This is a genomic window from Fictibacillus sp. 5RED26, from assembly GCF_015903895.1.
GTDB classification, from domain to species: domain Bacteria; phylum Bacillota; class Bacilli; order Bacillales; family Fictibacillaceae; genus Fictibacillus; species Fictibacillus phosphorivorans.
In genome coordinates this window covers 440,910-466,783 of sequence record NZ_JACZDU010000002.1, presented here as the reverse complement: position 1 = coordinate 466,783, position 25,874 = coordinate 440,910, and the positions used below count along the sequence as shown (strand labels likewise).

Below are 25,874 nucleotides of genomic sequence, written 5' to 3'. Positions count from 1 at the left end.
TGATATTACAAGGAATTAACTTTTAAAATAGGTATTTTAATCCAATACGATTGGAGGTAAAATTATCTTAGAATATATAGGGATGGGGGATTCGATTGAAAATAAGGCCATTATTATTATCGGCAGGGTTAAGTATATTTTTAGGTTTGAGTGTGCAGGTTTTGGAAGTGTCAGCCGATCCAGAAGTTTATGGAGGGGCTAGACATTCTTATTTAGTAGACCAAGATGGGAATGCTTTTGGATGGGGAGACAACCAATACCATCAATTAGGCTATAAAGATTCTTATGCTAGTATCCGCTATCCTGAACAGATCGGCTTTATAGACCATACACTAGCTCAAAATGTTAAGATGTTTTCTTCATCGAAATCAAATTACTTTACACTCGCCATGATGGAAGATGGAACGTTACGTTTTTGGGGACAGGTTTTTACCTATGATGGTAATTTGGGTGGGTATTGGAACGACTGGAATTACTCCAAATACAATACCATTCAAAACTTAGATGGAACACCTTTCACCGGTGCTACTATGATTTCATCTGGCGATTCTCACATGACCGCGTTAAAAGATGATGGGACAGTTTGGACATGGGGGTATAATTCATATGGTCAACTAGGTAATGGGAAGACAGAGAATACTCCCTATCCACAGCAGGTCATCATAGAGGACGGAACTCCTTTAAAAGATGTGATTTCAATCTCATCAGGTGCTTGGCATACTCTTGCTTTGAAGAAGGACGGATCCGTTTACGGATGGGGATGGAACAGAGGAAACCAGCTTTCTGTTACACCAAAGATGTATAACACAAAAGCATTACCTATTTTAACGGAAGACAAAAAAGTTCTCTCCGGAATCATCAGTATTCAGGGAGGCGGTGATCACTCTCTAGCACTAACAAATAAAAACGAAGTAATGACTTGGGGAAACAATACGTATGGTCAGTTAGGAAACGGTAGTACTTCTTCAACGCCTCAAATGTATCCAGGGTTTGTTCTTGATAGCAACAACGAGCGACTAACTCAAATAAAAGCATTAAATGCATCAGGATATAGCTCATATGCTTTAACTTTTGATTCCAAAATTCTTTCCTGGGGCAGAAATCAGTTTGGACAACTGGGGCAAGGTAATGTGACAACCAACGAAAAAGTTCCTGCTTATGTGAAGTCAATAAATAATGAAATTCTTGATGACGTTTACGCCTTCTCTCCTGGTTTTCAACACGTCGTAGCTATACAAAAAGATGGCAAGCTATGGCGCTGGGGTGATTTCTCAGGTAATTCCTTAGCTATTCAAGTTTTAAAAAATGAAAATGAGCCATACACAACTACTATTAATGGAAACATAGAACGCGAAGAAGTATCACAGCCCATGATTTCAATTGAAAATAATCAAGTCTTATTAAAATGGAACTACCCTAATAATGAAGTTAAATTTGTTGAGGTATATAAAAACGGAGATTGGGTTGGAACTTCTCCATCTACTATCTATATAGATGATTTTACCGGTGATGCTGTATATACGCTAAAAGCAGTTGATGGATTAGGCAACAAAACAGATGGAGTGCAAGTAGAGCTTAAAAATAGCGAGCCTGTTAAAATAATCAATGTAACAACGGATAAACCAACGCCTCAGCCAGCAGGTTCGTCCATTTCCATCAATGCAGCCGCTGAAGGTGGAACTGAACGGATGTATAAATTCTGGATTCTTGAAAATGGCCAATGGAAAGTACTCCAAGATTATTCTACAGCAAGCTCAGTAAAATGGAGTCCTGCTACAGAAGGAAATTATAAGGTCAGCGTTCATGTAAAAGACCGCAATTCGAGCAAATCCTATGATGATTACAAAGCGTTCGAATATAAAATTGGATCGGCTTCGGTTCTACTCAATGACTTTTTGAGCCAGCTGTCTGCACCACGGTCTGTTTATTCAAGCATTCCATTAGCTGCCTCTGCCACAGGCGGCTCTGAAAAACTTTATAAATTCTTTGAATACCATAATGGTGTTTGGACAACGCTCCAGGATTATTCTCCAACATCAACCATTAGATGGATTCCTAAGTTTACAGGGGATTATAAATTGGTGGTGCACGCTAAAGACCAAAATAGTATGAAGTCATACGATTCATATAAACAGATGATGTTTAAAGTAATCGATGGACCTGTCATGCAATCACTTACTACAAGTCTAGCAAGTCCTCAATTAGTAGGAAAAAACATACAGATTAAAGCTTCAGCTTCGGGCGGAACAGAGAAGTTATATAAATATTGGGTACATGATGGCGTGAAGTGGCATGTGTTAAAAGACTTCTCTACTTCAACCACATTCGATTGGAAACCTACTGCAAAAGGAAACTATAAAATTTCAGTACATGTAAAAGATCGTTATTCAACTCGTTCATATGATAGTTATAAGGCACTGAACTATACAATTAAATAGTTAGTATATAGAAAGAGGTCACCATGTTTTATGGTTCCTCTTTTTTTATACCAAGATATCCGTTTTATAGTATTCAATGAAAAAAAAACAACCGAAAAATAAAATTTCGGTTGTTTTAATAAGTTGAACCTACTGATTAAGTTCACTTTTTACTAAATAGGCCACTAATACATAACGATCAGGAGCAGCACCTACAAAGGTAAAGGGATAACATGTACTTACCGTTAGAGTTGCGCGAGGCATTGAAACGATCACTGAGCGGTCATCCTTATCAACGATACGCACTTTTCTAACTTTATACGTAAAAGTGCCCGCAGTAGTCTCTACAACTAATAAGTCGCCTTTTCCCACTTCACCTAATTTGCGAAAAACTGTATCACGATGACCTGAAAGTACAGAATTGTCTTTTTCACCTGGCAGTACGCTGTCTGCAAAGTGGCCAACCCCTTTTTCTAGTTCATCCTCATTCGTACCATGATAAATAGGTAGAGCAGCATCTAGCTTCGGAATTCTTAACTCTCCCATCTGCTCTCCTATTTTTGGTCGTACTTGATATAATGGTAGATTATTTTTCTTTCCACTTTCTTTAGCATGATCTGTAGCCTGCACCTTTTCGTTAGTTTTGGTAAACGTTTTTTCTGAACCAAACTTGAACATCAGATATCCCTTTGATAACTGATAGAGGCTAGTGGAAGAAAACCATATACCACCAGAGATCAATGCCACTGAAAGGATAAGCAGGATCCATTTTTTTCTCATATCAATTCCTATTTTACTGAAATTGCACGACGTCTAACCCATAATCCAAGAGCTAGCATCCCTGCTCCAAGAATCATGTAATCAACATGGTATCCAGCTGTTTTCGGAAGCTTTGCACCATTCACAGTTTTAGCAGGTTTTTGAGGCTTTGCTGCTACAGGTGTTTCTTTGATTTCTTTCCCTGTATCCGTAATGATTTCAGAATCAAACATGTCAGCTGTAAGAATAAAATCAGCTAGAAATTCTCCGTCCACTGCACTATATAACTCTACTAAAACACTATATCCCTTTAAATCATCCATAAAGATTAGTTCTTTATAGCTAATAGACGTTTTATTTCCGTCTTCATCTAGTAGATAAATTTCTCCGTCAAGCTTCAAAATCTTCATTAACTCACTTGTTAAGTATAAAAGTTCTGAAACCTGATCATCTGTCAGTTCACTTACACTCTCAAAATCTTGGAAAGCCATCATGCGATTAGCAATTTCATTTAGTCTTTCTTCATTCTCAGGCATGCTTAACTCTTCATCAAGCATTTCTAAGTGAGCTACTAAACGCTCTATTTCATCGCCAGTTAAAGCAAAAGTGTCAGCTAAGAAACTTAGAAATTCTTCATCGAACATCTCTTCATCTTCCCACTCATAACCGATGTAGTCCATCACAGCGAAATCAAGGTCATCTACATAAAGATAGTTTTCTACAGAGTCCCCGTTTTCTTCTAATACTTTTACAACATCTGTTTCGTATTCTTCACTAAGTTGATCTACATTACTTAAGTCAGCTAAAATAACTTCACCTAAGTATTCTTTCATCTCTTCGATTGAACCGAACTCATCTACACCATCTTCAAGAAAGCTGTATGTATTTAAGTACTCATTAAAATCATCTGCTGTAAGTGTATCCCATCCACGCTCTGCACTCACTTCTTTTAAATAAGCATCCAAATCTGTCTCGTCGATCGCTGCTGATGCTGGTGATGGTGATGAGAAAAACCCTAAAATCATTGCCATTGCTAAAACTAACCCTACCCATTTTTTCACGAAATAGCCTCCTGCCAAAATATGTTTATATTTTACTAATATAGTATAATTCGTAGGCACAAAATAATATATATAATATTGTAGACAAATTTCGACATCACGCTATTTTAAAGGGTTTATCTTGTTTTAAATAGGACTTTTATACGTAGTTCTTTAATTTATTTTAAACAATTGTTTAAATGTTGGAATGTCTTTCATGTAATGGTCTGGTTTATCCTTAAAAGTAGAAGATTGAACAGTAGGCAGCCAATGAACACCAATCGTAACAACCTCAGCTGCTTTCCCTGCAGAAATATCCGCATCACTATCTCCAATGAAAGCTACATCATCTTTAGATACACCTAACATTTCTATAGCTTTTAAAACACCTTCCGGATGTGGTTTAGGAAGATTTACATCATCACCTGAAATATATACGTCAAAATATTTATTCATACTTAATTTTTCTAATGAAAGATCTAAGCTTCTTTTCGCTTTACCTGTAACAATTCCTAACAAATATCCGTCTTCTTTTAAAAGGGATAAAAAATCATGCATTTGTTTGTTGTTATGAACTAACTCATCGTGTTTTTCTTCATAATGTAAGTAATATCTTTCAATGGCTTCATCTGTATTCGGATGAGTTAAATTTTCACGAATAATTCCTGTTTCAGAAGGACCAAACATATGAATAATGTCTTTTTCCGTAACGTCTTTTTGGTCATATTCCTTAAAAACAGACTGAAAGGCATAAAAACAAACAGGTAATGTATCTGCGATTGTTCCATCAAAATCAAAAATAAAGGCTTTCATAAAATGGTTCACTGCTTTCCCTATAAATTTGTAATTTTATTCATATTTCGCACTTTTTCGAATAAATCCTTTAAGCTTGTTAAAACATGCTTTGACAGGTTTCTAAATTTCCATAATGGGTATTGTAAAAATTGTCGAGAATAAACATATGTTCACTTGTTTTTTAAAGGGTTAAGCGTTACATTGTATATAGTAAATTTTTCAACATGTCAACGCATTTCTTCCAGAACATAGTTTTCAAGATAAGGAGAAATTAATGAATGAATAAAATTGAATCACCAACACAAAAGATAACAGTTCTTTTAACAGATCTTGTTCTCATTACGCTTTCGTATTTCATAGCCCTGTTACTAAGAAGACCCGATCTTGAGGTTCGAAACTGGGACGCATCTTTAGCTGTCCTGCCTTGGATTCTCGTTGTAAGTCTATTTTTCTTAGCCGCTTATGAAATGTACTCGTTTCACCGTAAGACCATTTGGGATATCTACAGCAATATTTTCATCGTAACCACTTTTATCATGTTCTTTACGATGGCAGCATCATTCATGTTCCGTGCGTTCGCCTTACCGCGTTCCGTTATCTTACTCGCATACTTGTTATCAATCGTTCTATTAATCTCGTTTAAATTGATACTAGTGAATACATCACGTAAAAGTAATGAAGGAACAGTACTTTTTGTTACAAGAGAAGCTACAGATGAATTAAAATATCTCTATCCTTCATTAAACAACATGTCTGTAAAAACAATCAGTCCGGATTCTCCATTTGATGATGTAGCTGAAGCTCTCTCATCCGCTGATTGCTTAATGATCGGCCCAGATTGCCCAGAAGAAACAAAATCCAAACTCATTTTTTATTCAATGAAAAATGATAAATTGGTTTATGTTGTACCTTCATTATATGACTTACTTGTTTCTAAATCAGTGATTACATCACTTGATGATACGATGATTGTTGGTGTTAAGCCTTTCGGACTTACATTTGATCAACTATTAGTGAAGCGCGTGTTTGATATCACCTTGTCACTCATCATGCTGATTGTTCTATCTCCTCTTTTCTTACTAGCAGCTATTGCCATTAAGATAGAGGAACCAAAAGGGACGATCTTCTACAAACAAGAAAGAGCTGGAAGACATAATCGTCCATTCATGATCTATAAGTTCCGATCAATGGTTATGAATGCAGAAGCATTAACTGGCCCTACTCTAGCTGAACAGAACGATAACCGTATCACAAGAGCTGGTAGATTCCTACGTGCAACACGTATTGATGAACTGCCACAATTAATTAACGTCCTAGCAGGACACATGTCTATCATCGGACCACGTCCTGAGCGTGAGTTTTTCATTCAGCAGTTCACGAAAAGCAACAAATCATACCAATACCGTAATACAGTTAAACCAGGAATTACGGGTTACGCTCAAATTATGGGTAAATATACAACAGATGTTGAAAACAAACTTCGCTTTGATCTGTATTACATCAGAAACTATTCGTTTTGGATGGATCTAGTGATTCTGCTACGTACGATTAACGTAGTACTTGATAAGACGAAAGCAGAAGGTGGAGCAACAAAACCGGCTAAAGAAACAAAAACTATACAAATGTAATAGTAAAGGACAGGAGAATACTCCTGTCCTTTTTCTATGTTTTGGATATTACGGTAGAATATAATCATCATTCCCTATTGATGAAAATTTTGTCAAATATTACGATATAAGAGTGAAACAGATCGAATTTTCGTTAGGGAGGAAAAAAATGAAATTTGTTTTAAAAAGTCTTGTCCTTTTTTGTATGGTTTTCACTGCGGTTGCCTTCACTCATGCAGACGATGCATCTGCAGCAGCCTCAATCAACAAAACCTACTATGTAAAAGGTGATGTTGTTAACATTCGTTCTGGAACGGGAACAAATTATCCAACCGTTACACAAGTAAAATACGGAACAAAGCTACAAGCTTTCCAATACGCATATAACAGCAAAAAAGAAGTCTGGTACCACGTTACTTTGCCTAATGGGCAAAAGGGATGGATCGCAAGCTGGCTGATCACGTCAACCGCACCTGCTTTTACTCCTATTAACGCTCCACTTATATCTCAAATGCCTGAGCTTCCAAGGGGATGTGAGGTTACAAGTCTTGCGATGATGCTTCATCATGCAGGTAAAAAAGTGAGTAAGATGACTCTTGCTTATGAAGTGAAAGAAGATCCAACACCTTACCGTAAAGTCGATGGTAAAGTCTATTTCGGAAACCCTAACGTTGGTTTTGTAGGAAATATGTATACGTATAATAAGCCTGGTTACGGTGTGTATAACAAACCCGTTGAAAGCCTAGCTAGACAATACCTTGGAAGCCGTGTTGTAAATCTATCTGGTCAATCCTTTACAGAGGTCAAAAAACAACTCGATAAGAAAAAACCAGTGTGGGTCATAGCAAACTCATGGTTTACAAAGCTTCCTGAATCCCAATTTACATACTTCTACACACCACAAGGTAAGATTAAAGTGACGTACCGTGAGCATTCCGTCTTGGTAACAGGTTATAGCGGTGGATATGTTTATTTTAACGATCCACTTTCAAACCAAAAGAATAGAAAGCTTCGATTAAACAATTTCATTGCCGCTTGGGAACAGATGGGTAAACAAGCGATTAGTTATAACTAAACAAATATAGAAAAAAGCCAGCGTATCTTGCAACGCTGGCTTTTCTTTCATTAAGCTTAATATAGGAAGCAATCATTTTATTGGTTTCATGTTATCGTTGATGATTTAAAATACATCATACGATTTTTTATCATGATAATGTAAAAAGTTAAATTTTTCTGCGTAATTTTTGCTTTTACGTTCTAACTTTGTAGACACCGTCATAATTTGAGTTTTTCCCATTTGTTGTATCTTTTTCAACTTACTAATCTGATTCTGAGCCCACTCATCTGTTGAAACTTCATTGTAGTCAAAACCTTCCCACATGAAACCATCCATATACTTATGAGTATGTTGAATGGTTTCCATACCCCAATTCTGTACCATTAGGAGATTCGGAAATTTTCGATCACTCTTATCTAAAAAAGCAAGAAGTCCATCTAATTGCTTTTTATATATAGCAGCGTTATTCTCCAAATGTTCGTTGTCAATATTCCCAACGGTATCAAAGAAAACACCATTCATTCCTTTTGCATTAACTTGTCTTTCCATTTCATCCATTAAGACTTTATGATAGTGAACACTCGCTATATCCATTAGATAAGAATCCCATTGCTCATAATGAACTCTAGCACCACTTCTTTTGAAATAGTCACTATCAGCTAGAAGTTCCAATCTCTGTTTGTTCCACGTCGGTGTTTCCATAACACTAATATAACCAAGAACAATCGTGCCATTTTGTTGAAGATATTGAATCTGCTCTTTTGTGTATAACTGTGGTTCGATCACAACTAAATCGTAACTACTTAACTTCTTAAGAATACGATCTGTTGGTGCCGAATAATAAATCTTGTAATTTTTGACCTGTTGCAGAGTACTTTGTCCACTTTGAGCAGAACTGTGTTTAGGATGTAATGAAAAAAAACCAAAAGTAAAGATTGCCATGATTAATAACCACTTTTTCATAAAAAATTCCCCCGATTCATACGAGGGATGGGTTGGTTTCGCGGACTGGCAATCTTTATTCTATTGTTAGAATCGAAGACCCATATCTTTGCGTCCTTGGTTTTCACCAAGTTTGCCCATCACCACAGTATTAAATTAATTATTTCCATTTTATAGGTTTTGAATTCAAAAAACAATAGTGAATATCTATTTTTTAGAAAAATTGGAAATAAATCTTTCTAAAGAATTTTGATAATATTTAGGATCTCTTTTTGTGAAAATATGAAAATCAGCTTCGCCTACATATGATATTAATCGAAGGCCACCATATGTAAAAGAAAGCGAAGCCCCCACAGCTATTCCTACTCCATACCAATCAAAACCAAGCGGGAGCAACAATAGAGTTAGTACAAAAGTTATGATGAAAAATATGAAAGTAGTTATACAAGCTCCTCTTCGATCATCGAAGTATAGATGAAGAAGTGATAGTGTTAAAACAAGACTAATTGAAAAGACAGCTACTAGTGTAATCGGCATTAATTCAAAGAAATCAGCACTCCACTCGAACCACGTAACAAACCGAGGCAGCAATAAGAGGACAAGTAGAGTAAATAACCCTTGCGTTCTGATAAGACGAATCACTTCTTCTTTTAAGACTCTAATCATCACTTTCTTACTTTCTTGTATTTGATCTAAACTTCCACCTTCATTCACAAAGCCGTAAAACGTCCAATATTTTTTATAAAACCTTGTTTCTATAGAAACTATAAATGTCATCATCGTAGGAATAATAGTCAAGAAGGACCAAAATAGAGCTGTATCATAATCAGGGTGATAACGAAATGTATGCAGTACATTCACCGATCCCTCACCAAACCAAATAATCCAGTTACTGACCCAAAGCCCTAAACTATAAAAGACTCCTGTTAATAGTAAGTCAGGGTATTTATAGGTATACCTCACAAATCCCCATTGATTATGTAAGGGACGGTCTGGAAAACTGATAAATAGATGGTATAAAAGCCAAAGAAGTGTAACGAGCATCCCGAATGTAAAAATACCTAGCATAAGGGCGGCTCCTTTTATAACGGGAAGAGAACGTACAAGGTCTCCTATTGGCAACACCCAAAAGACAACTACTGTTATTAGTCCCCCGAAAAAAAAGGCGTACACAATATTCATATATTCCTTTGTCGCTGTGCTATATAAAAATAGTACCCAAATGAGGTTCATAACTAGAAATAATAATAAGACTAGCCAGTCGTACCAAAATGGTATGGGAGTTAGTAAAGCAAATGGAAGCCATAAAATAAGAGCTAAACCACATGTCACTTTTGCCAATCCAACACTTGTTGCAGCAACATCTTCAATTTTCCCAGTATAGAATAGGTCTGCTATGTATCTTGTTACCACGAGCTGAAGTGAAAAATAAATCACTTGTGAAAAAATAAAGGTGTATGAGATCGAAACGACAAACAATTCCCTCGTACGAAGATCTATATTATAATAATTCATTCCCCACTGAAGAAAAGTTAGAACAGCAATGGTGATCAACCACGGTCCTGAGGTTAGGAGGATGGTAAAACCATATGCCTTCGCTCGGCTAGAAAAGTAATCCTCTTGAAACATTTTTTGAAGTTGAAATCCTATTCCTGCCATTGTATTCCTAAACCTACTTCCTTATAAAGAGAACGATATCTCTCAATGACTTCACTTAGCTGGTACCTATGCTTGACTCGATTTAATCCATTTCGCCCATGAAGCTCAATTAAAGATGGTTCTTCCACATACTTTTCTATACTTTCTGCCACTTGTCTTGGATTTACTGGAGGAACGACAAAGCCTGCTGGTCCGAATAAATCAATATCACCACCTGTAATCAGTTCTTCACAATCTCCAACATTCGTACTGACAAAAGGAATACCGGCAGATAAACCTTCTAAAATGGCTAAAGGCTGCCCTTCTGAAATACTTGTTAACAATAATACATCCAGTTCAACTAACTTTGATTGCACATTGATCTTACCCGTAAATGTTATAGAGTCCTTTAAACCTAGCTCATTTACTAAGTTTACGCACTCTTGCACATACTCCTTGTCTTCATCTAATGGCCCAAAAATGTATAAATCAAATAGGATATTTCGTTTTCGCAACATATCGGCTGCGTATATCATTGTTATAATATCTTTAATAGGAACGACTCTGACGATGGCCCCTATCTGAATAGGAGTTTCATTAGAAAAGTTCTTTCTCTGTAATGAAGAATCTGAAAGTGTTACCCCGTTTGCAATTACCAGTTGCTTGGATTTAGGCGCTCCCAAACGCTCTTGAATCTTTGAATTTTTTTGAAATAGCGTAATTAGTTGTTCAGCTCGATCATAGGCAAGTTGACTTAAAAAATAAAAAAATTGAATCCATCTGTTTTTATAGATCATTGGAATCCAATCTGATTTTAATATCTCCTCCTCTCGTTCTCGAGAGTAAATCCCATGCTCGGTAACAAGTAACGGTATATCTTGTTGTGCGGAAAGATAAGCTCCTAATACACCTGCATAACCAGTAGACGCAGCGTGCACAATGTCATATTCATCAAAGTCACTTTGGAGTAGATGAATAATAGGTTCATATTTATTACGAATCATCCAAAAGTAATCAATGAAAGAGCTTTGGAGCTTTTCTTCTTTATAACAAACCTGAACAATTTCCCAAAATTCACGGCTTCTAAAGAACCCCGATGGATTGCCGATGATACTTGTATCCCCTAAGAAACGCATGGCTTTCCCGGATGTATCTTTCGACAAAAAGAAGGATAGTAAGACGTCTCTATTTTCATCACTCAAATTAGGATAGATTGGGTTTTCTTCCTTTACTTCCAACTTGTAAACCTCAACTGATTTTCCGTTAGCAGGAAGTTTGTATTTCCAATCCTCTTTCGTTATGGCAGAACCACTTGGCATAATAGAGATGATGGTGAAATCAAACTCAGGCATTTCACTAATTAGAGTATGGATCCACGAAGAAACTCCTCCGCTAACAAAAGGATAACTTCCCTCGGCAATGATGGCTATCTTCACCTATGACTCACCTCTCTTAATAGGAACTATCGTTTTGCCCTTGAAAGTTTCAATCGTATAAAGCCCATTAAATCCTTTAATACCAGACACTTTATACCCATCAAAAGCACCTGTTTTCAACGTTTCATTGTCGTTTAGACGAATTAGAAATACACTTGGTGAAACTAGATTTTTGCCATAAAGAATAATCTTGTTTTCTTGGTAATCTATCTTCATTTCGGACTTACTATAAGCTGTGTACAGCTTTTTTGCTTCTTGAGCAGTAACACCTTTTAAAAACGGATAGGTTTCATAAATCTTATTCAAATGTCGATCCAGTTCAACATTTAAATCTGGCCATCTGTATCCTTTGTTTCGATAAGGATCCAACAAATCATCAGGATGAATGAAATGTGAAAAGATTCCGGCATTAGCTAGTGCGTCAGCATATGAAAACCGTTCATACAGATCAGGAGCGTATCCACTGGAAACACGAGGTAAGTTAAAATAACCTGCGTTGTCGTCGTAGCCAAATTCTTGGATAAACGAACCTTGTTCAGTGCCGCCTAGGTATAAAGAAGAAATCGTATTAATAGAAGGTGCGCTTCTCTTCAATGCTTTTAGTCCAGTTGTATTTATTACATTTGATGGTGGTACATAAGTTTTAATCTTATATTTTGGAAATAAGTGCTCATGCATTTTCATAACTTGGGTTGTAGCGTTTTCCATTTGTTCTTGATTAACCCATGGGATATATCCATAGTCTTTAGCTATCGGTTCGTTCTTTGTCACAAGAGATTGATGATTATATCCATGTAAACTTAACTCGTCTCCATTTTGAAGAGCATCTCGACCGTAAAATAAAAATTTCGCTTGATTTTGTTTGATTAACTGTTCGGTATTCATTCTCTGATCGGAGCGATATGTTCCAATAAAAGCATGTGTGTACTTTAAACGATATTTATTTTGTAAATCCTTCATATCCGGCCACCAAATGGTCTTAAAAAAAGAACCAACACTTGTATTGAATGTCGGGGTGATATTCTCATGATCACCGTCAGGAAATGGAGCAGGGAAATCATCAATAAAAAAGACACTCATTTCAAGTCGCCCAGAAACAAACCTGGGTGGCAGTAAGGAAAGAGATTGTAACAACAGACCTCTTGCGCCTTTTCCTTGAAGCATGGTTCCGTTCCAATACGCAACTTTCCCTTTTCCGTAGGAATGATACCAAAGTATAGGTGTTCCTTGGCTTTTTACATAAACTTCACTGTCATTCTGTAGGGTAAGATCAAGAGAATTATTCGGTATTTTACCGTCTTGATCTTCAATATCAGGATAAATAGGGGCAAAAGACTTTGTAAACGTAATACCATTTAAATCGTCTTGATGATAACCGTTAACCTCTTCAATCCCCATCACATCATTGAGGTCAGGATGGAAAAAGCGTAATCCAACAAATAGTCTTCCACCTTCATTAACAAAAGTTCGAATATTATCCTCTTCAGCTATCGCTTTTTTCTCATCAAGGATAATAACGATTGTATAAGGAGTAATAGCGACCTGGTCTAACGTTTCAATATAGGAGTAAGACAATTTCCCTAGTTCAAGAGATTTATTCAGGTGGCGTAAGGAGGGATTATTCTTAAGAGATTTTTCGTTTCCTAACACGAGAATGTTTAGTTGATCACCTTCAACATCTGACAAAACAGTTGGAAGTAAACCATGTTTCATCATTTTTATCTCCTGTTGAGGAAATAGCCAGTGAATCTCTCCAATTCTAGAAATTTGTACAATAATTAAGCAGAGTAAGGTGATAAGTAAAACTGACCAAACCACTTTATTCGTGTCTTTCATCGTTCTTCATCCCTTTATTAGTTCCAGCACAGACTGAAGTCTTAATGGAATTCTTTCTGAGTAGTGTTTCTCTATTTTTGCTAATACTTTATTGATTTGTTTCTTATCATGAGCCATATAGTAATAGTTAAGCAGAATGAAGTAACATTCGGCCGTATTTGGGAAGTGAGAGATTACCTTTTCTGACAATGAAACTGCCTGATTCTCTTTGCAGTTTTCCCAATAAAATATGGCTAATTGCTCGTAGAACAAAACCTCGTTAGGAAATTGTTTAATCGCCTCCTTCAAAAGGTTTTCATAGGTTTCTTTCTTTTCTTTCAACAAAGTATCAGAAACAACATCACTCGTTAGATAATCTTTATAGACATACAAAATATTCTTGTAGCCTTGTATGCTGCTATTCTCACGTAGTGATAACAACATGTTATTAATAGTTGTTTCATACCGTTTATTTAATAGATTTAAAGCTGTAGCAGCATAGTGTGCTGTTTCTTTATTTGGCTCACCAACTGCTACCTTTAAATATTTGCCCTGCTTAGGTATTTTGTTCTCCATTAAACGAACGACTAAGTATTTCCCAATATCATCAACCGATTGCATAGCTGCGAAAAAAGGAATAGATTCTCTTCTTTTTAACGAGAGTAGTCCCACCTCATTAAAATTGTTCACATAAAAACGTTCATGGTGAATATAACGTTTTTCTTTTCCTTTGCGATTTGAAAGCTTAATGACTACTAAAACCCCTAATGCACCTAATAGAGGAACAAACAAACTAATAAGCAATAGCCAAAAGTAATCTATTTTTCTTTCTGTATCGCTATTCTCTTTTTCAATCCGTTTTTTTATGATTAAAATAAGAATGCTGTTTATACAATATAGAAAGATGAAATACTTTACCATATTATTTTAGAACCTCCAGCACCACATTTTTTAATCTTTTCTCAATGACTTCTACATTGCCCTTAGACGTTCCTGGCAGTAGAATAATTAATTGATTCGCGCTGGGATAATAAGAAATTAAGTCGACTTCTCTTAAATACTTTCTAAGTGCTAACTCTACACGTTGCAAAGTAGGCAGGTTTAAAGGCTTCGTTTTATAGTTGACATAACAATAAGGTACGTTAAATTCTACTAATCTCGCTTTTTCTATTTCTATGCGTTCTTTAAAAAAAGAGGGCTTAAATACTTTAGTATCTGGATAATACTGCTGTTGTTCTTGTTTTTCAGACTTATTCCAAGTCTTCGTCAATTGTTCCGAGATAATTTCAATCAGCATATGTAACATAGATAATCCTTCATTACTTAGCCTAGAAAGATCAAGTTCCTGTATAACGATAATCTGTCTGATCTGATTATTAATTTTTATAGGAGCTGCCAACAATGGAGCGGTGTCTTCATCTGTAATACGGCGAATCGTAATACTTTCGTCCTGAAGCAACCTCTCGTAAAACATAGGTGCTGAATCTATAAATATGGTTTGAGGAAGCAGCTTTTCTTCTCCTTTTCGCACCTTTATGCGTAGAGCTCGTAAACTTTGATCTACGTGATAAACACCAAGGGTTTTTGCCCCATAATAGGTCTCAAGCGTTTTTGCTACTTCGTTAATAAACATCTCAACATGATCTTGATCAAGTGCCTGCAGCATCTTATAAACGTTAACCATTGTCATTTCTGAAGCAAGAATTTTCTTTTCTAGTACATCATTTGTTTCATTAACTGTGTATAAAGTAGTAACAGCTTGTTCAAATTGTGCTTGAAGCTCTGCTCGCTCAGACTCTTTATCTTCATACCGTTCTCTGTACCGAGTAGAGTATATGCCGCTTATATAGGCTGTTAATAAATAGATGATGGCTGAGATAGAAAAATCACCAAAGAAGATGTAGGAATAAATATCTTCGTTATTACTCCAGGCACTCACTAAGTGAATGCCTAGTATAATACCTGAGATTAATAAACCGTACAAAATACCATACCTTATACTAAATAAAAGTATGATAATAACATAAGGACTTGCTGATAACTCAGAAAAAGAAAATACGAACAAATCTATGATATATAGGATGGATGAAACAACTAAAAGTTCTGACCATTTTATCCAGCTTTTATTGTTGTTGTACATAGACGTTACTCCTGACTCCTAATATAAAACCACTCAAACGAACCAAATATACCCAAACACAACTTGATAATATTACCAAATTCACACTTAGCTTTCAATAGATAGATACTATAATATCGGTCAAAATAAAGTTTCCTATATATTGAAGAGGCACAAATTACACACAGCAAGTGGATGATTCAAAAAGGTATTATTGCCACTTATAAATAAATACATTTTTTATATATTTTGTTATTATGATGATAGTATATTACCTTCATAAATGAGGATGATTGTTTTGAAAAAACTAATGTATTCAATCTTAACTGCATGTCTACTACTTCTATTTCCTGTTACAGCTAAAGCCGCATCTCTCCCTGCTACAGAAAAACAAGTGAAACTCGCAGCAGAAGTTAGTACTATTCTTCATCAAAAATATACGAAGAATCTCGATTTCAGTACAGTAATTACAACGCCTTACAATAAAGCAAGGGATGAAGTGGAAAAAGCAAAAAAAATGGTAGATTCGCTCCCAAATACGGACAGGAAAAAACAATTGCTTACTCAAGTGGCGGGGTATCAGAAAGTCATACAAAACGGCAATGCTTACAACAATGCCGTGCGAACTTATCCGATATTACTAGACTATAAGACGAAGCACCTTGATCATTACCTATCTGATGAACCTTTTTATAAATGGAGATCTTACAATTATTTCAATTATAAACTGAGCCTACTCCAGCCTAATTATGACAAGGTGTATGGAAAGGATATTCAACAAGCATTTAAGCAGCGCTATTTAAATCCAATTAAAAAATCCCGCGATGAAGTGTATTACATCATAAGTGCTGATACACATCTTGACCGTGCCGAAGCATCTATTGCTAAAAACACAGAGGAAGCACAACGACGTTTAGATTTAGCGACAGCTTGTATGAATAAGATTAAGGCACCAAAAAGAAAAGCACTTCTTCAGGAACGGACTAATCTTTTACAAGAGTTGCTGGATGATAAAACAAGCGGAGTTTATGACACATTTTATGTAACTCAAAATAGAAATAATAAAATGAAAGTAACTTTTAATTATGAAGGCGAGATCAGACTTTGGATTGCTGACGCAGAAAAGTACCCTACTTATGAGTCACTTAAATCTGCAGTCGGTACAGAAGTGTATGGTCACTATTCCAGTAACGATTGGGGAAATAGATTATCAGCATTCACCTGGACGTACCGTGATTGGAGCAGTGCCTATCAAATGAATATCGTTCATGGGTATTGGGATTCTTATCTTGACCCGATCAATGAATCCAACGAAAAAATAATACCTGTAGGCAAAAAGATTAGAATCGTATTAGAAGTTGTTCAGAGTGATGGAGAGATTATTGTTAGAGAAGAAGTTGTACCCATGACAGAAGAGTTATATCGTAAATCTTTGGTAAACTAATCAAGCGAAAAGTAAAACCCAGCCGAATCAATCTTCGGCTGGGTTTTTCCTATTAAAACTCAACATTTAATGTGTATGGGCTAAGACTAGCATTTCGATTCGTGTCTTTCACCTCAATGTAGTACGTGCCTTTCTTGAGGTTCGTGAGCAATACTTCATCGTCTCCTAGACGATAATAATCAGCACGCTTCACTAACTTTCCATCTTTGTAGATGGACATGACAGCATCTACATCATTTTTGATATCTAATGTAAGCTTTGCTTTGCTATCCTTCGTAAGCTTTAATGCATACCAATCTGTATCGCCATTTGTTACCCCTGCATTTAAATAGCCTGTTGCTGTCCATTTCTTGCTGTTCACTTTTTTAAGTGAAAGGGGCTTAGATGGTTTGTAGTTACGAACCACAGAACCTGCATCCTCATCCTTCATGTTGACCGGAGCAACTTGTGCAGAGTAAGGAATTAAGCTAGGGCTAGGAGATTCAGTCATGCTTACAAATGCAATAACGTATCCCTTCCCTTTTTTCGCTAAGAAAGAGCCGCTAGAATGACCTGTTTCCCAACCTTTTTCCATATAACGAATCGTGTCAAATTCACTTTCATCCACTTTTCGGTTATTATTCTTGTCTTCAAAAACGATAGCTGCGCTGTAAATCGTTCCTAGTAATTCGGCTGGGTACTTCTTTTTCAAGTCATTCGTTACAGGATAGCGATCAATATTAACGCCGAATAACGTATCTTTACTTCCAGGTTTTAAATAGAATACATCCATATCGTTCTGCATCGCGAAGTTACCAGAGAAACGCTTAGCCGGGAGGCTCTTCACTCTCTCAAGCTTATCATTGTTCTCATACTTATCTTCAGGATTCTTAATTCTTAATTTAGAGCTGAACGAATATTGATCAAAAGAGATACTGTTTTCGTTAAACGGATCATTCATCACTTTTACATAGTATGTTTTATTTTTGCGTAGACCTACTAACATCGTGGAATTCATCTTAATTCCAGACCAATCCCATGTGTAGTTAGCTCCAATTTGACCAAGATCTGTAAACGTATTACCCTCTTCATCCGTTAGTTCGATCAATTCATACATTTCTAATGCTGGAATGTTGCCGTTCTTCGCAAAAGAAAAATCGTAGATTCCTGTTTCACCTGGTGTAACTTTAAAGTAATCCTCATCTTCTATCATTTGAAGATAACCAGCAGCTTTTTCACCAATATTGTATTCTAGTGCTGATTCTTGAATCTCACGCATCATTCTCTCATATTCATCTTCTTCATCTTCTACATCATGCAATACATCTCGAACTGCCTGTTTCTTTGCAACATACTCTTCTGCATCGATTTCGCCTTCTTCAAACTCTTCCTCAGGCATTTCTTCTTCAAGAAGTGGATAGTTATCCTCATCTTCAGGAAGAACCTTGCTTTCCATTGTTACCTCATACGGAAGGTTAGACGAATCAAATTCTCCTTCAGCGCCCTGATACATCATTTGTTCGTTCATAAAGAAGTCAAACATAAAATCGTTATACTTCATCATATTTGATGTAGCTACAAGATACTCTATGCCAGGCTCTGCTTCGAACACAAGGGTCTCCCCTTCACCATAACCACGAGAGTTAGAGTAATACATTGGCTCTAGAAACTCTTCTTCATCCTCATGAGATGGTTTAGCTGCCATAGTACCTGATGGTTCCTCTTCCTCTTCGCCTTCTTCACCTTCAGTTGGAGGGAAGAATTGTTCGTTAAGGTATACGTTCAGACTTGCATCAATTCCAGGAACCGCTGATGTTTTTACTCGCACCATCTGTTTTTCTTCAACGGTAATCTTGAAGTAGTCTTCATCGCCTTCTTCACCTGTAAACGTTAAGGCTTTTTCCTTAGAAGAATAAGGGAAAGAATCTACCACAAGGGGGTTCTCCAGATCCACACCGTCTTCTGCAAGTTCATTGCTTCTTTCAACGTTTAGCTTGTAATGAGACAAACCTTTACCTGAATCATCAAAACTTCCATTTGCGTCTTTAATTCCGATCGCTAATGTACCCGAGTAAGGAATCTCCAGCAATTTCCCTTCAGGCTTACCTTCACGTACTTGGTTGACTTCTTCGATCAGTGTTCCATCTTCTGAATATAAATGAAGCTTGTACTTGTAGTCATATGGAGCTGCACCTTGTAAAGAGGTTTGAATGAATTCTCCCTCTTTTACAGGGAACTTGATCCATTGCTCTTCGTTAGCTTTTGTAATTTTGTTTGAATAGGAATACTTGCCTGCTACTGTTACCGATTTAGCCGCTTTAAGAATCTCACTTTCTGTTTTCGGATTCTTCACTGACGCAGGAATTTTCTTCACATCAAACTTTAACGCGTCAACAGGATTAACGAGTCCGTTTCCGAACTTCGTATCAAACCCTTTCGCGCCAAGGTCTTTAGCCGTGTGCTCTAGCACATATTCCACCTGCGCTGGCGTAAGGTTAGGGTATTTTGTTAACAATAGGGACGCTACTCCTGCAACAACTGGTGAGGCCATAGACGTTCCACTTAGATAATCAAAGCTTGATTTACGTTCAGCTTCATAGATCGGAGCATAAACATTTTCACCAGGCGCTACTATATCAACAGACGGTCCGAAAGTTGAGTAGCTAGATAACTTATTATCTTTATTGGTTGACCCGACAGAGATAACGCCTTCGAAAGCGGCTGGATAGTTTAGTCCATCATCTCCGCTGTTTCCTGCAGAAGCTACAATCGTCACGTTTTTTGCGATTGCTTTTTTTACAGCGTCTTCAATCAATGGAGAAGGCATTCCTCCGCCAATGCTCATATTGATAACTTTCGCACCGTTATCTGCTGCATAAAGAATCGCATCTGCGATAGCAAAGTCATAAGCACCGCCTCCACGATCAAATACGTCAATATTTAGAATATCAGCGTTAGGGTTAACACCATAACCGCCAATTCCGTTATTTTTCTTCGCTGCAATAATTCCAGATACGTGAGTACCATGGAAATCTGGTGCTGGCTGATTAATTGGACTTACTGTGTTGTAACCAGGTAGCAGCTGTCCAGTAAGGTCTGGGTGATTTCTATCTGCTCCTTGGTCAATAACAGCTACTTTAATCGATTTATTCCCTACTAGGCTTTGAGCTTTTTCCATTTGTAAGAGAGATAGATGATATTGCTCCTTCACCTTTGGGTCGTTCGTGCTTTGTGTTGTGTACATTGCACTCGGACTTGCTAACTCTACCTTACCCATCTTTTGATAAGCTTTTAAGACCGTTTCAATTGTTCCTTTTTTCTTAATCTTAACCACTGTATAGTTCAACTTACTGATTGTTTTAATTGGTGTTGCTCCAGCACGGTTATGTTCACTTGCCGAAATCGGTCTATTGTATTTAACGATTAACGTATCCTCACTAATAGCCGGTTTCTTATTTACCTTTTCTTGACGTTTTTCTTCTAGGAATTTTGATATGTACGAGTTTGAAAGACTAACCTCTTTTCCTTTCGCTTGTACATTAACCGTTGAAAATCCTGTTCCTACTAAACTTGCACATAAACCTAATACAGATAGCTGCTTTTTCCAGTCTAGCATTTCTTTCCTCCTACCAACAATTTACTCATTTTGGAAAAATAAGTTAATTAGATTATAGCAGATTGCTAGATGATTAGTAGCTACTATTTGCCTATAACCTATACTCTATTTTTCGACAAAAAAAGACCAAAATGAATAGTAAATTCACTTTGGTCAATCTTTTTTTATAGCTGTGACATACGCTTTAAATCGGTTTCCGTACCTTGAATAAACAGCGGTTTTTTTGCTGGATCCATCCATTGCATGAGTCTTAATACATTTCCTTCATGAAGCGCTGTGCATCCTGCTGTTGGACTCGTACGCTCTCTCCAAATATGAAGAAATATAGCACTTCCTTTTCCAACAACCGGTTTCTCATTGTAACGTATGACTGTTGCATATTTGTATAGAGGATGATTGAGTCGTTCAAATGATTTCCATTTCGAGTACGGATTTCCATCATAGACCTTCCATCGGTTGTAATCAGGAGACGTTACATCATCAATCCAATAATCGTAAGCTGTTGTTTTTTTATAGGACAGCACCATTCCACTTGGTTTCGTAACAGAACCAAATCCCTGCCCCATAAAGTACATACCAGCTGGCGACTTACCATCTCCTTCTTTCTTTTGAGCTGATACGCCATTCTTACCTAAAACTGCAGGGTAAGTATAAACTCTTTTCCAAGAAGAACCAGTGTATTCATAGGCGGCTAGAACGGCTTTATAAGACGTGGAACTATCTGCCTTTACAATGATGACTTGCTTTGAACCTTTTTTCGCCAGTGCATGTGACAATAATTGTTTTTCATACGGAATAGTTGTTACCGCTTTTGTTTGAAACGGGTGTAATAGAGTAGAAGCAAAGAACGACAGGATAAATAGAACTATTTTTTTCTTTTGCATGAAATTATCTCCTTTACCAATTAGTTTAATAGTATACTAATAATTGCGAATCAGCACATATTTTAGGAGGGTCATATGAAAAAAATAATCGTCTTTCTGTTAGCTTTCACTCTCATTCTACCGACGATGAGCCAAAAAGCTGAAGCAGCAGATTATGTAAATTTGAATGCAACGGCTACTTACACAGGAATGACAGCCGACATAAAAGAATTATCAACGAAATACCCTGGACTTATTACATACAAATCATTAGGAAAAACGGTTTACGGCCGCCACATATGGGCTGTGAAACTTGGTAAAGGTGACGCTACCGTCTTTTACAACGGATCTCATCATGGTCGTGAGTGGATTACAACGAATATCACAATGGAAATGCTCGATCAATACGCAAATGCTTACAAAAATAAGACCAATTTCGATGGCTATAATGTATTCAATCTATTAAATGATGTATCCATCTGGTTCGTTCCTATGGTGAACCCTGATGGAGTAACACTTCAACAATACGGTCCAAACGTTTTTCCTTCTTCTGTTCGTTCAAATTTAATTAAGATGAACAACGGAAGCACGAACTTTAAACGGTGGAAGGCGAACGCTCAAGGTATTGACCCAAACAGACAGTATCCTCCTGGTTGGAGCAGTATTGAAGGTCCCACATCTCCATCTTACAAGAATTACAAGGGAACAAAGCCGCTTCAAACGAACGAAAACAGATTGCTGTATAACTTCACTTATTTCGTAGATCCTGAGGTAACTATCTCTTATCATTCAGCAGGACGAATATTATATTGGCATTATAATAATACGAAAGAAAACTATACACGTGATTATAATATGGCAAAAGCTTTCTCATCTATGACTGGTTATTCTTTAGTCGCACCAGCTCCGGGTGGTGGTGGAGGTTATAAAGACTGGTTCATCAGTGAATTCAAACGCCCTGCGTTCACACCTGAGTTAAGTTATGCAGTCAACGAAACGAACCCTCCTTTATCAGTAATTCCTGAAGAATGGAGAAGAAACAAAAAAGCTGGACTTTATATCGCGAATGAAGGTAAAAAACTTTGGGAAGGTAAGCTCTCAAAAACGAATTACTTAATCACAAAGTTTGATAATACGTATTTGTATGATCGTCCTGGTACTCAGTACAAATCAACGTTGCGCTTTAATGCTCAGCCAGCAACAGTTATCGCTGAAAAAGGAAACTTTTTTAGATTAAATACTGTTCATGGTAAGAAGTGGGTGTCTAAAGGAAATTATGTATTGGGATCTGTTACTAGCTATTCAACTCCGATGCCTATTTTACTAACTGAACCTCTAACTTTATATACACTTCCGTTAACGAGTAAAGTGACTAGCAGCTCCGCTCCTGCAGGAGAATACAAAGCGGTTAAGTCCTATAAAAACTGGTATGCCCTCCAAACATCAAGTGGTGTAAGATGGGTTCAAGCAAAAAATGTAGTATTGAACTATAAACCAGTTGCAATCAATAAGCAGATTAAGCTTACAACCGTGAAGAATCTGTATACGTACCCGTTAGAAGTACGCAAGACACCAACTGTTCTTCAGCCAGGTACAGCTAAAGCGACCAAACAATGGAAAGATATATGGTATTACATTGAAACGCCTCAAGGCAACGGCTGGGTAAAAGAATATACAGCACAATAATAAAGAGCTTACTCAATATTTTTGAGTAAGCCCTTTTTCTATATACTAATTTTTTATTTGCGCTAGCTGATTCTTAAAAGACTACAACGAATTTAATCTGTTGTAACTTCAAATTTAGTAACACGATCGTTTTCATCAAACCAAAAAAGTAACCATTCACTATCAATACTTGGATAGCCACTTTCATCACCTAAATAATATACAATATTATCAGGCTCTTTCCTCGCTCCATCTTTCGCGGGCTCTCCTAAAAGCTTAATGACTCTTGTTTCGGACCAGCCTTTAAAATCATACTTCTCTACCAAATCCCCTACTATGTCTCCTCGTTTGTCTTCTTGTGCATGCCATTTTTCAACCGAGAATGTAAATTTTGAACCTTGATAAGCCAAATAAGCATAAGGAAGTCCAACAAAAAGAAGGCCATTAAATAAGAAAGTAAGTAACAGTACCTTTAAAGTCTTCACCATGGTGCTCTCCTTTTATTTAAACAAAATCTCCCTGCTATATTGCTTTCCGACGAGAAGATCGTATTGCAGCATCTGGTAATCTTTCAATAATTTCTGCTGTTTTTTAGAAAGCGAAAATTCTGATCGTTGTTCATTATTAATTAGTAAGCCTGGCTTAATACCAGGAAGCTCACTTTTCACCTCATCTAAGAACGTATAAAAAGGTGGCTGTTCTAGTCCTGCAAGATTAAACAACGTTGGTCCGATAAAGGAAGGGCTCATCACTTTCAAATCTTCACGCTGCAAATCATAGTTTGCATACATCAACAATGGTGTTTCCGAGAATTTTTGCAGTTCAATCTTCGGGTTGTATGGCTCCATAAACTTCGCTTCTTCATAGATTGCTTTATTTTGACCTAGAATAGGCAGATGATCTCCCCATAAAACAACGAGTGTTGGTTCTTCAATCGTTTCAAGCTTCTTCACCAACATCTCCAGTGCACGATCAGATTGAGAAATACCCTCCGCATACGTTTCTAACTCTGCATTAGAAGCAGGACTCAGTCCAGAGACTTTAATGGAATTCTTTTTATACCGATCTGCAGCATATGGAAAATGATTCTGCATCGTTACAGCATGAACAAACATAGGCTTATCTTTACTTTTTAAATTATCTAAGATTTCATGAGCAACCGCTTCATCTGAAATGTAGGGTCCCGTCATTTCTTTATTTTTCATCGATTCCATATGAAGAAACTGATTGAATCCAAACGTGTCATACACCCTGTTTCTTTTATAAAATACTTTGTTGTATGGGTGCATAGCCAAAGACTCATATTTCCTAGCTTCTAACTCACTAACAATAGATGGAATAAAGTCTTTTTGATCGATGAGCTGTTGATACGGAAGTGATCCCGCTTTAAGGAACCTCATCGAAAACCCAGTAAGTGCCTCAAACTCAACGTTGGATGTTCCTCCTCCAAACGTAGGTGAGAGAACACTTCCCGAAGAATATTTCTTCATCAACTCTCGCGTAACAGGTAAAGGATCTTTGCTATACGTGACATTTTCTAGTTTAGTAGGATCCCAAAAAGCCTCACTCATAATGAAGACAATATTTGGATTCTTCACATCCCCTTTTTTCACTGGCTGTTTTTCAGAAGCTTGATCCTGAATTCGATTCGCTATTTCTTGAACAGCCTTCTTGCTATAACCTGCTGGCTTATCAAACGCATCCACGTGCAAGTTGGACAAAAAGCCAAATACCATCCCGTTGTCTCGATAGTTTGAAGGCTGGTTCCAACGAACGATCTTCACGTCTGACTTTTCTGCGAGTGCGTTGACATACGTCTTTGGATAATTGAAAAAAGAATAAAAAATGAAAATGGATAAACAAAGGATTAGCCCTCTTGCCCACCATGAAGTTTTGATTTCATTTATCTGTAAATAGATGATGACAACATAGCTAACAACAAGAATGAAGATCAGTCCAAGAATGAGCAACTTCCAAATAGAAAAAGCACCGAGAACCATTGGAATAACTTCAAGGATATGCGTAACCTGCTTAAAGTCTGATGGATAGAGCGGCTCACCAAGAAACGTCATCTTGTTTGCATGAGTAAGTCCGAAAAGAACGGTGACGCTCACACTCATGAATAAGCTTAAATAAAGTCTTCCCGTTATAGATAAAAACAGAAAATAGAGAGAAAGAATAAACAAGGAACTAAGCACAAAGATTTTTGTCTTTCCTTGTATCCAGTCTATAAATATATCTACGTTCATGCCGCTTTGGAAGAATTGTAGGATACCATAGAGAACAAAAGACGAGGCGATAATAAAGATGAAGACAAACATCATACGCAGTGACTTATTGTTTGTCATTTTCGCTGCTGCTTGTTCTCTAACAACAAACATAAATTTAAACCGTTGTAGTATTCCTAAAATCAAGAATATAACTATAAATAACCCTGCAAATACTTTGGTGTTCAACTGTGACCAATCAATTGCACGATCTATGCTCAAACCATGAAACATGGATAGCAAACCTAAGGATAGAATTATGGCTAGTAGACTATTAACCACTATAAACAATGTAGCTTTGTATATTATTCTTTTCATTATTACCTCACTTCTATTTTGGTTCATCCCCAAAAGATGTTTTCTTTATTATGGCAAATTTTCATAATAATTTAAATGAACATTTACATATAAACAA

Annotated in this window: 18 protein-coding genes and 1 riboswitch; of the genes, 5 read left to right on the top strand and 13 right to left on the bottom strand. The window is 36.8% G+C overall.

The annotated features are described in order from the left end of the window. Nucleotides 1-95 precede the first annotated feature (95 nt). A complete protein-coding gene (locus tag IHV10_RS10550; protein WP_197128888.1) occupies nt 96-2,438 on the top strand; it encodes a triple tyrosine motif-containing protein in 2,343 nt (780 codons plus the stop codon). 129 nt (nt 2,439-2,567) lie between these two features. Here IHV10_RS10550 and IHV10_RS10545 read toward each other — a convergent pair whose 3' ends face one another. From IHV10_RS10545 to IHV10_RS10535, 3 genes are all read right to left on the bottom strand, one after another. Continuing rightward, nucleotides 2,568-3,197 (bottom strand): class D sortase, encoded by a 630-nt coding sequence (locus IHV10_RS10545; protein WP_197128886.1) that lies wholly within the window; start codon nt 3,195-3,197, stop codon nt 2,568-2,570. Between the two features lie 8 nt (nt 3,198-3,205). Next, on the bottom strand, nt 3,206-4,237 hold the full coding sequence (locus IHV10_RS10540) for a processed acidic surface protein (RefSeq protein WP_197128885.1): 1,032 nt from the start codon (nt 4,235-4,237) through the stop codon (nt 3,206-3,208). Between the two features lie 153 nt (nt 4,238-4,390). Then, the gene (locus tag IHV10_RS10535) at nt 4,391-5,029 is read right to left on the bottom strand and encodes an HAD family hydrolase (RefSeq protein ID WP_197128884.1); all 639 of its coding nucleotides are present in this window, start codon (nt 5,027-5,029) and stop codon (nt 4,391-4,393) included. Nucleotides 5,030-5,289: 260 nt separating this feature from the next. On the opposite strand from IHV10_RS10535, the gene IHV10_RS10530 reads away from it, so the two are divergent. Beyond that, complete coding sequence (locus IHV10_RS10530) at nt 5,290-6,639, top strand: sugar transferase (RefSeq protein WP_197128883.1); 1,350 nt, start codon at nt 5,290-5,292, stop codon at nt 6,637-6,639. Between the two features lie 148 nt (nt 6,640-6,787). Continuing rightward, complete coding sequence (locus IHV10_RS10525; RefSeq protein ID WP_197128882.1) at nt 6,788-7,693, top strand: C39 family peptidase; 906 nt, start codon at nt 6,788-6,790, stop codon at nt 7,691-7,693. A gap of 105 nt (nt 7,694-7,798) precedes the next feature. Here IHV10_RS10525 and IHV10_RS10520 read toward each other — a convergent pair whose 3' ends face one another. The 6 genes from IHV10_RS10520 to IHV10_RS10495 all read right to left on the bottom strand — a co-directional run bounded on the left by IHV10_RS10520 (nt 7,799) and on the right by IHV10_RS10495 (nt 15,646). Then, a complete protein-coding gene (locus IHV10_RS10520) occupies nt 7,799-8,638 on the bottom strand; it encodes an endo alpha-1,4 polygalactosaminidase (RefSeq protein WP_197128881.1) in 840 nt (279 codons plus the stop codon). A gap of 36 nt (nt 8,639-8,674) precedes the next feature. Further along, nucleotides 8,675-8,765, bottom strand: a riboswitch (cyclic di-GMP riboswitch). A gap of 59 nt (nt 8,766-8,824) precedes the next feature. Next, on the bottom strand, nt 8,825-10,276 hold the full coding sequence (gene pelG / locus IHV10_RS10515) for an exopolysaccharide Pel transporter PelG (protein ID WP_197128879.1): 1,452 nt from the start codon (nt 10,274-10,276) through the stop codon (nt 8,825-8,827). Beyond that, complete coding sequence (pelF, locus tag IHV10_RS10510; RefSeq protein ID WP_197128877.1) at nt 10,264-11,691, bottom strand: GT4 family glycosyltransferase PelF; 1,428 nt, start codon at nt 11,689-11,691, stop codon at nt 10,264-10,266. The genes pelG and pelF overlap by 13 nt, the downstream gene beginning before the upstream one ends. Continuing rightward, nucleotides 11,692-13,407 (bottom strand): DUF2194 domain-containing protein, encoded by a 1,716-nt coding sequence (locus IHV10_RS10505; protein WP_197128875.1) that lies wholly within the window; start codon nt 13,405-13,407, stop codon nt 11,692-11,694. A 126-nt stretch (nt 13,408-13,533) separates the two neighbouring features. Further along, nucleotides 13,534-14,427 carry a tetratricopeptide repeat protein gene (locus IHV10_RS10500; RefSeq protein ID WP_197128873.1) on the bottom strand — a complete coding sequence of 298 codons (894 nt, stop codon included), beginning with the start codon at nt 14,425-14,427 and terminating at the stop codon, nt 13,534-13,536. A gap of 1 nt (nt 14,428) precedes the next feature. Further along, nucleotides 14,429-15,646, bottom strand: coding sequence for a hypothetical protein (locus tag IHV10_RS10495; protein ID WP_197128871.1), 1,218 nt, complete (start codon nt 15,644-15,646; stop codon nt 14,429-14,431). A 277-nt stretch (nt 15,647-15,923) separates the two neighbouring features. Here IHV10_RS10495 and IHV10_RS10490 point away from each other — a divergent pair, with 277 nt between their 5' ends. After that, nucleotides 15,924-17,069: a hypothetical protein gene (locus IHV10_RS10490; protein ID WP_197128869.1), complete on the top strand. Its 1,146-nt coding sequence runs from the start codon at nt 15,924-15,926 to the stop codon at nt 17,067-17,069. A gap of 52 nt (nt 17,070-17,121) precedes the next feature. Here IHV10_RS10490 and IHV10_RS10485 read toward each other — a convergent pair whose 3' ends face one another. Both IHV10_RS10485 and IHV10_RS10480 read right to left on the bottom strand, forming a co-directional pair. After that, nucleotides 17,122-20,664, bottom strand: a complete 3,543-nt coding sequence (locus IHV10_RS10485; RefSeq protein ID WP_197128867.1) for a S8 family peptidase — start codon at nt 20,662-20,664, stop codon at nt 17,122-17,124. Nucleotides 20,665-20,828: 164 nt separating this feature from the next. Continuing rightward, a complete protein-coding gene (locus tag IHV10_RS10480; RefSeq protein ID WP_197128866.1) occupies nt 20,829-21,548 on the bottom strand; it encodes a L,D-transpeptidase family protein in 720 nt (239 codons plus the stop codon). A gap of 75 nt (nt 21,549-21,623) precedes the next feature. Between IHV10_RS10480 and IHV10_RS10475 the strand changes: the two genes are divergently transcribed. Further along, complete coding sequence (locus IHV10_RS10475) at nt 21,624-23,213, top strand: M14 family metallopeptidase (protein ID WP_197128864.1); 1,590 nt, start codon at nt 21,624-21,626, stop codon at nt 23,211-23,213. A 92-nt stretch (nt 23,214-23,305) separates the two neighbouring features. On the opposite strand, the gene IHV10_RS10470 is transcribed toward IHV10_RS10475, so the two are convergent. Together IHV10_RS10470 and IHV10_RS10465 are read right to left on the bottom strand one after the other, a co-directional pair. Next, nucleotides 23,306-23,680 carry a hypothetical protein gene (locus tag IHV10_RS10470; protein WP_197128862.1) on the bottom strand — a complete coding sequence of 125 codons (375 nt, stop codon included), beginning with the start codon at nt 23,678-23,680 and terminating at the stop codon, nt 23,306-23,308. 12 nt (nt 23,681-23,692) lie between these two features. Further along, nucleotides 23,693-25,777: an LTA synthase family protein gene (locus tag IHV10_RS10465; RefSeq protein ID WP_197128860.1), complete on the bottom strand. Its 2,085-nt coding sequence runs from the start codon at nt 25,775-25,777 to the stop codon at nt 23,693-23,695. Between the last annotated feature and the right edge of the window lie 97 nt (nt 25,778-25,874).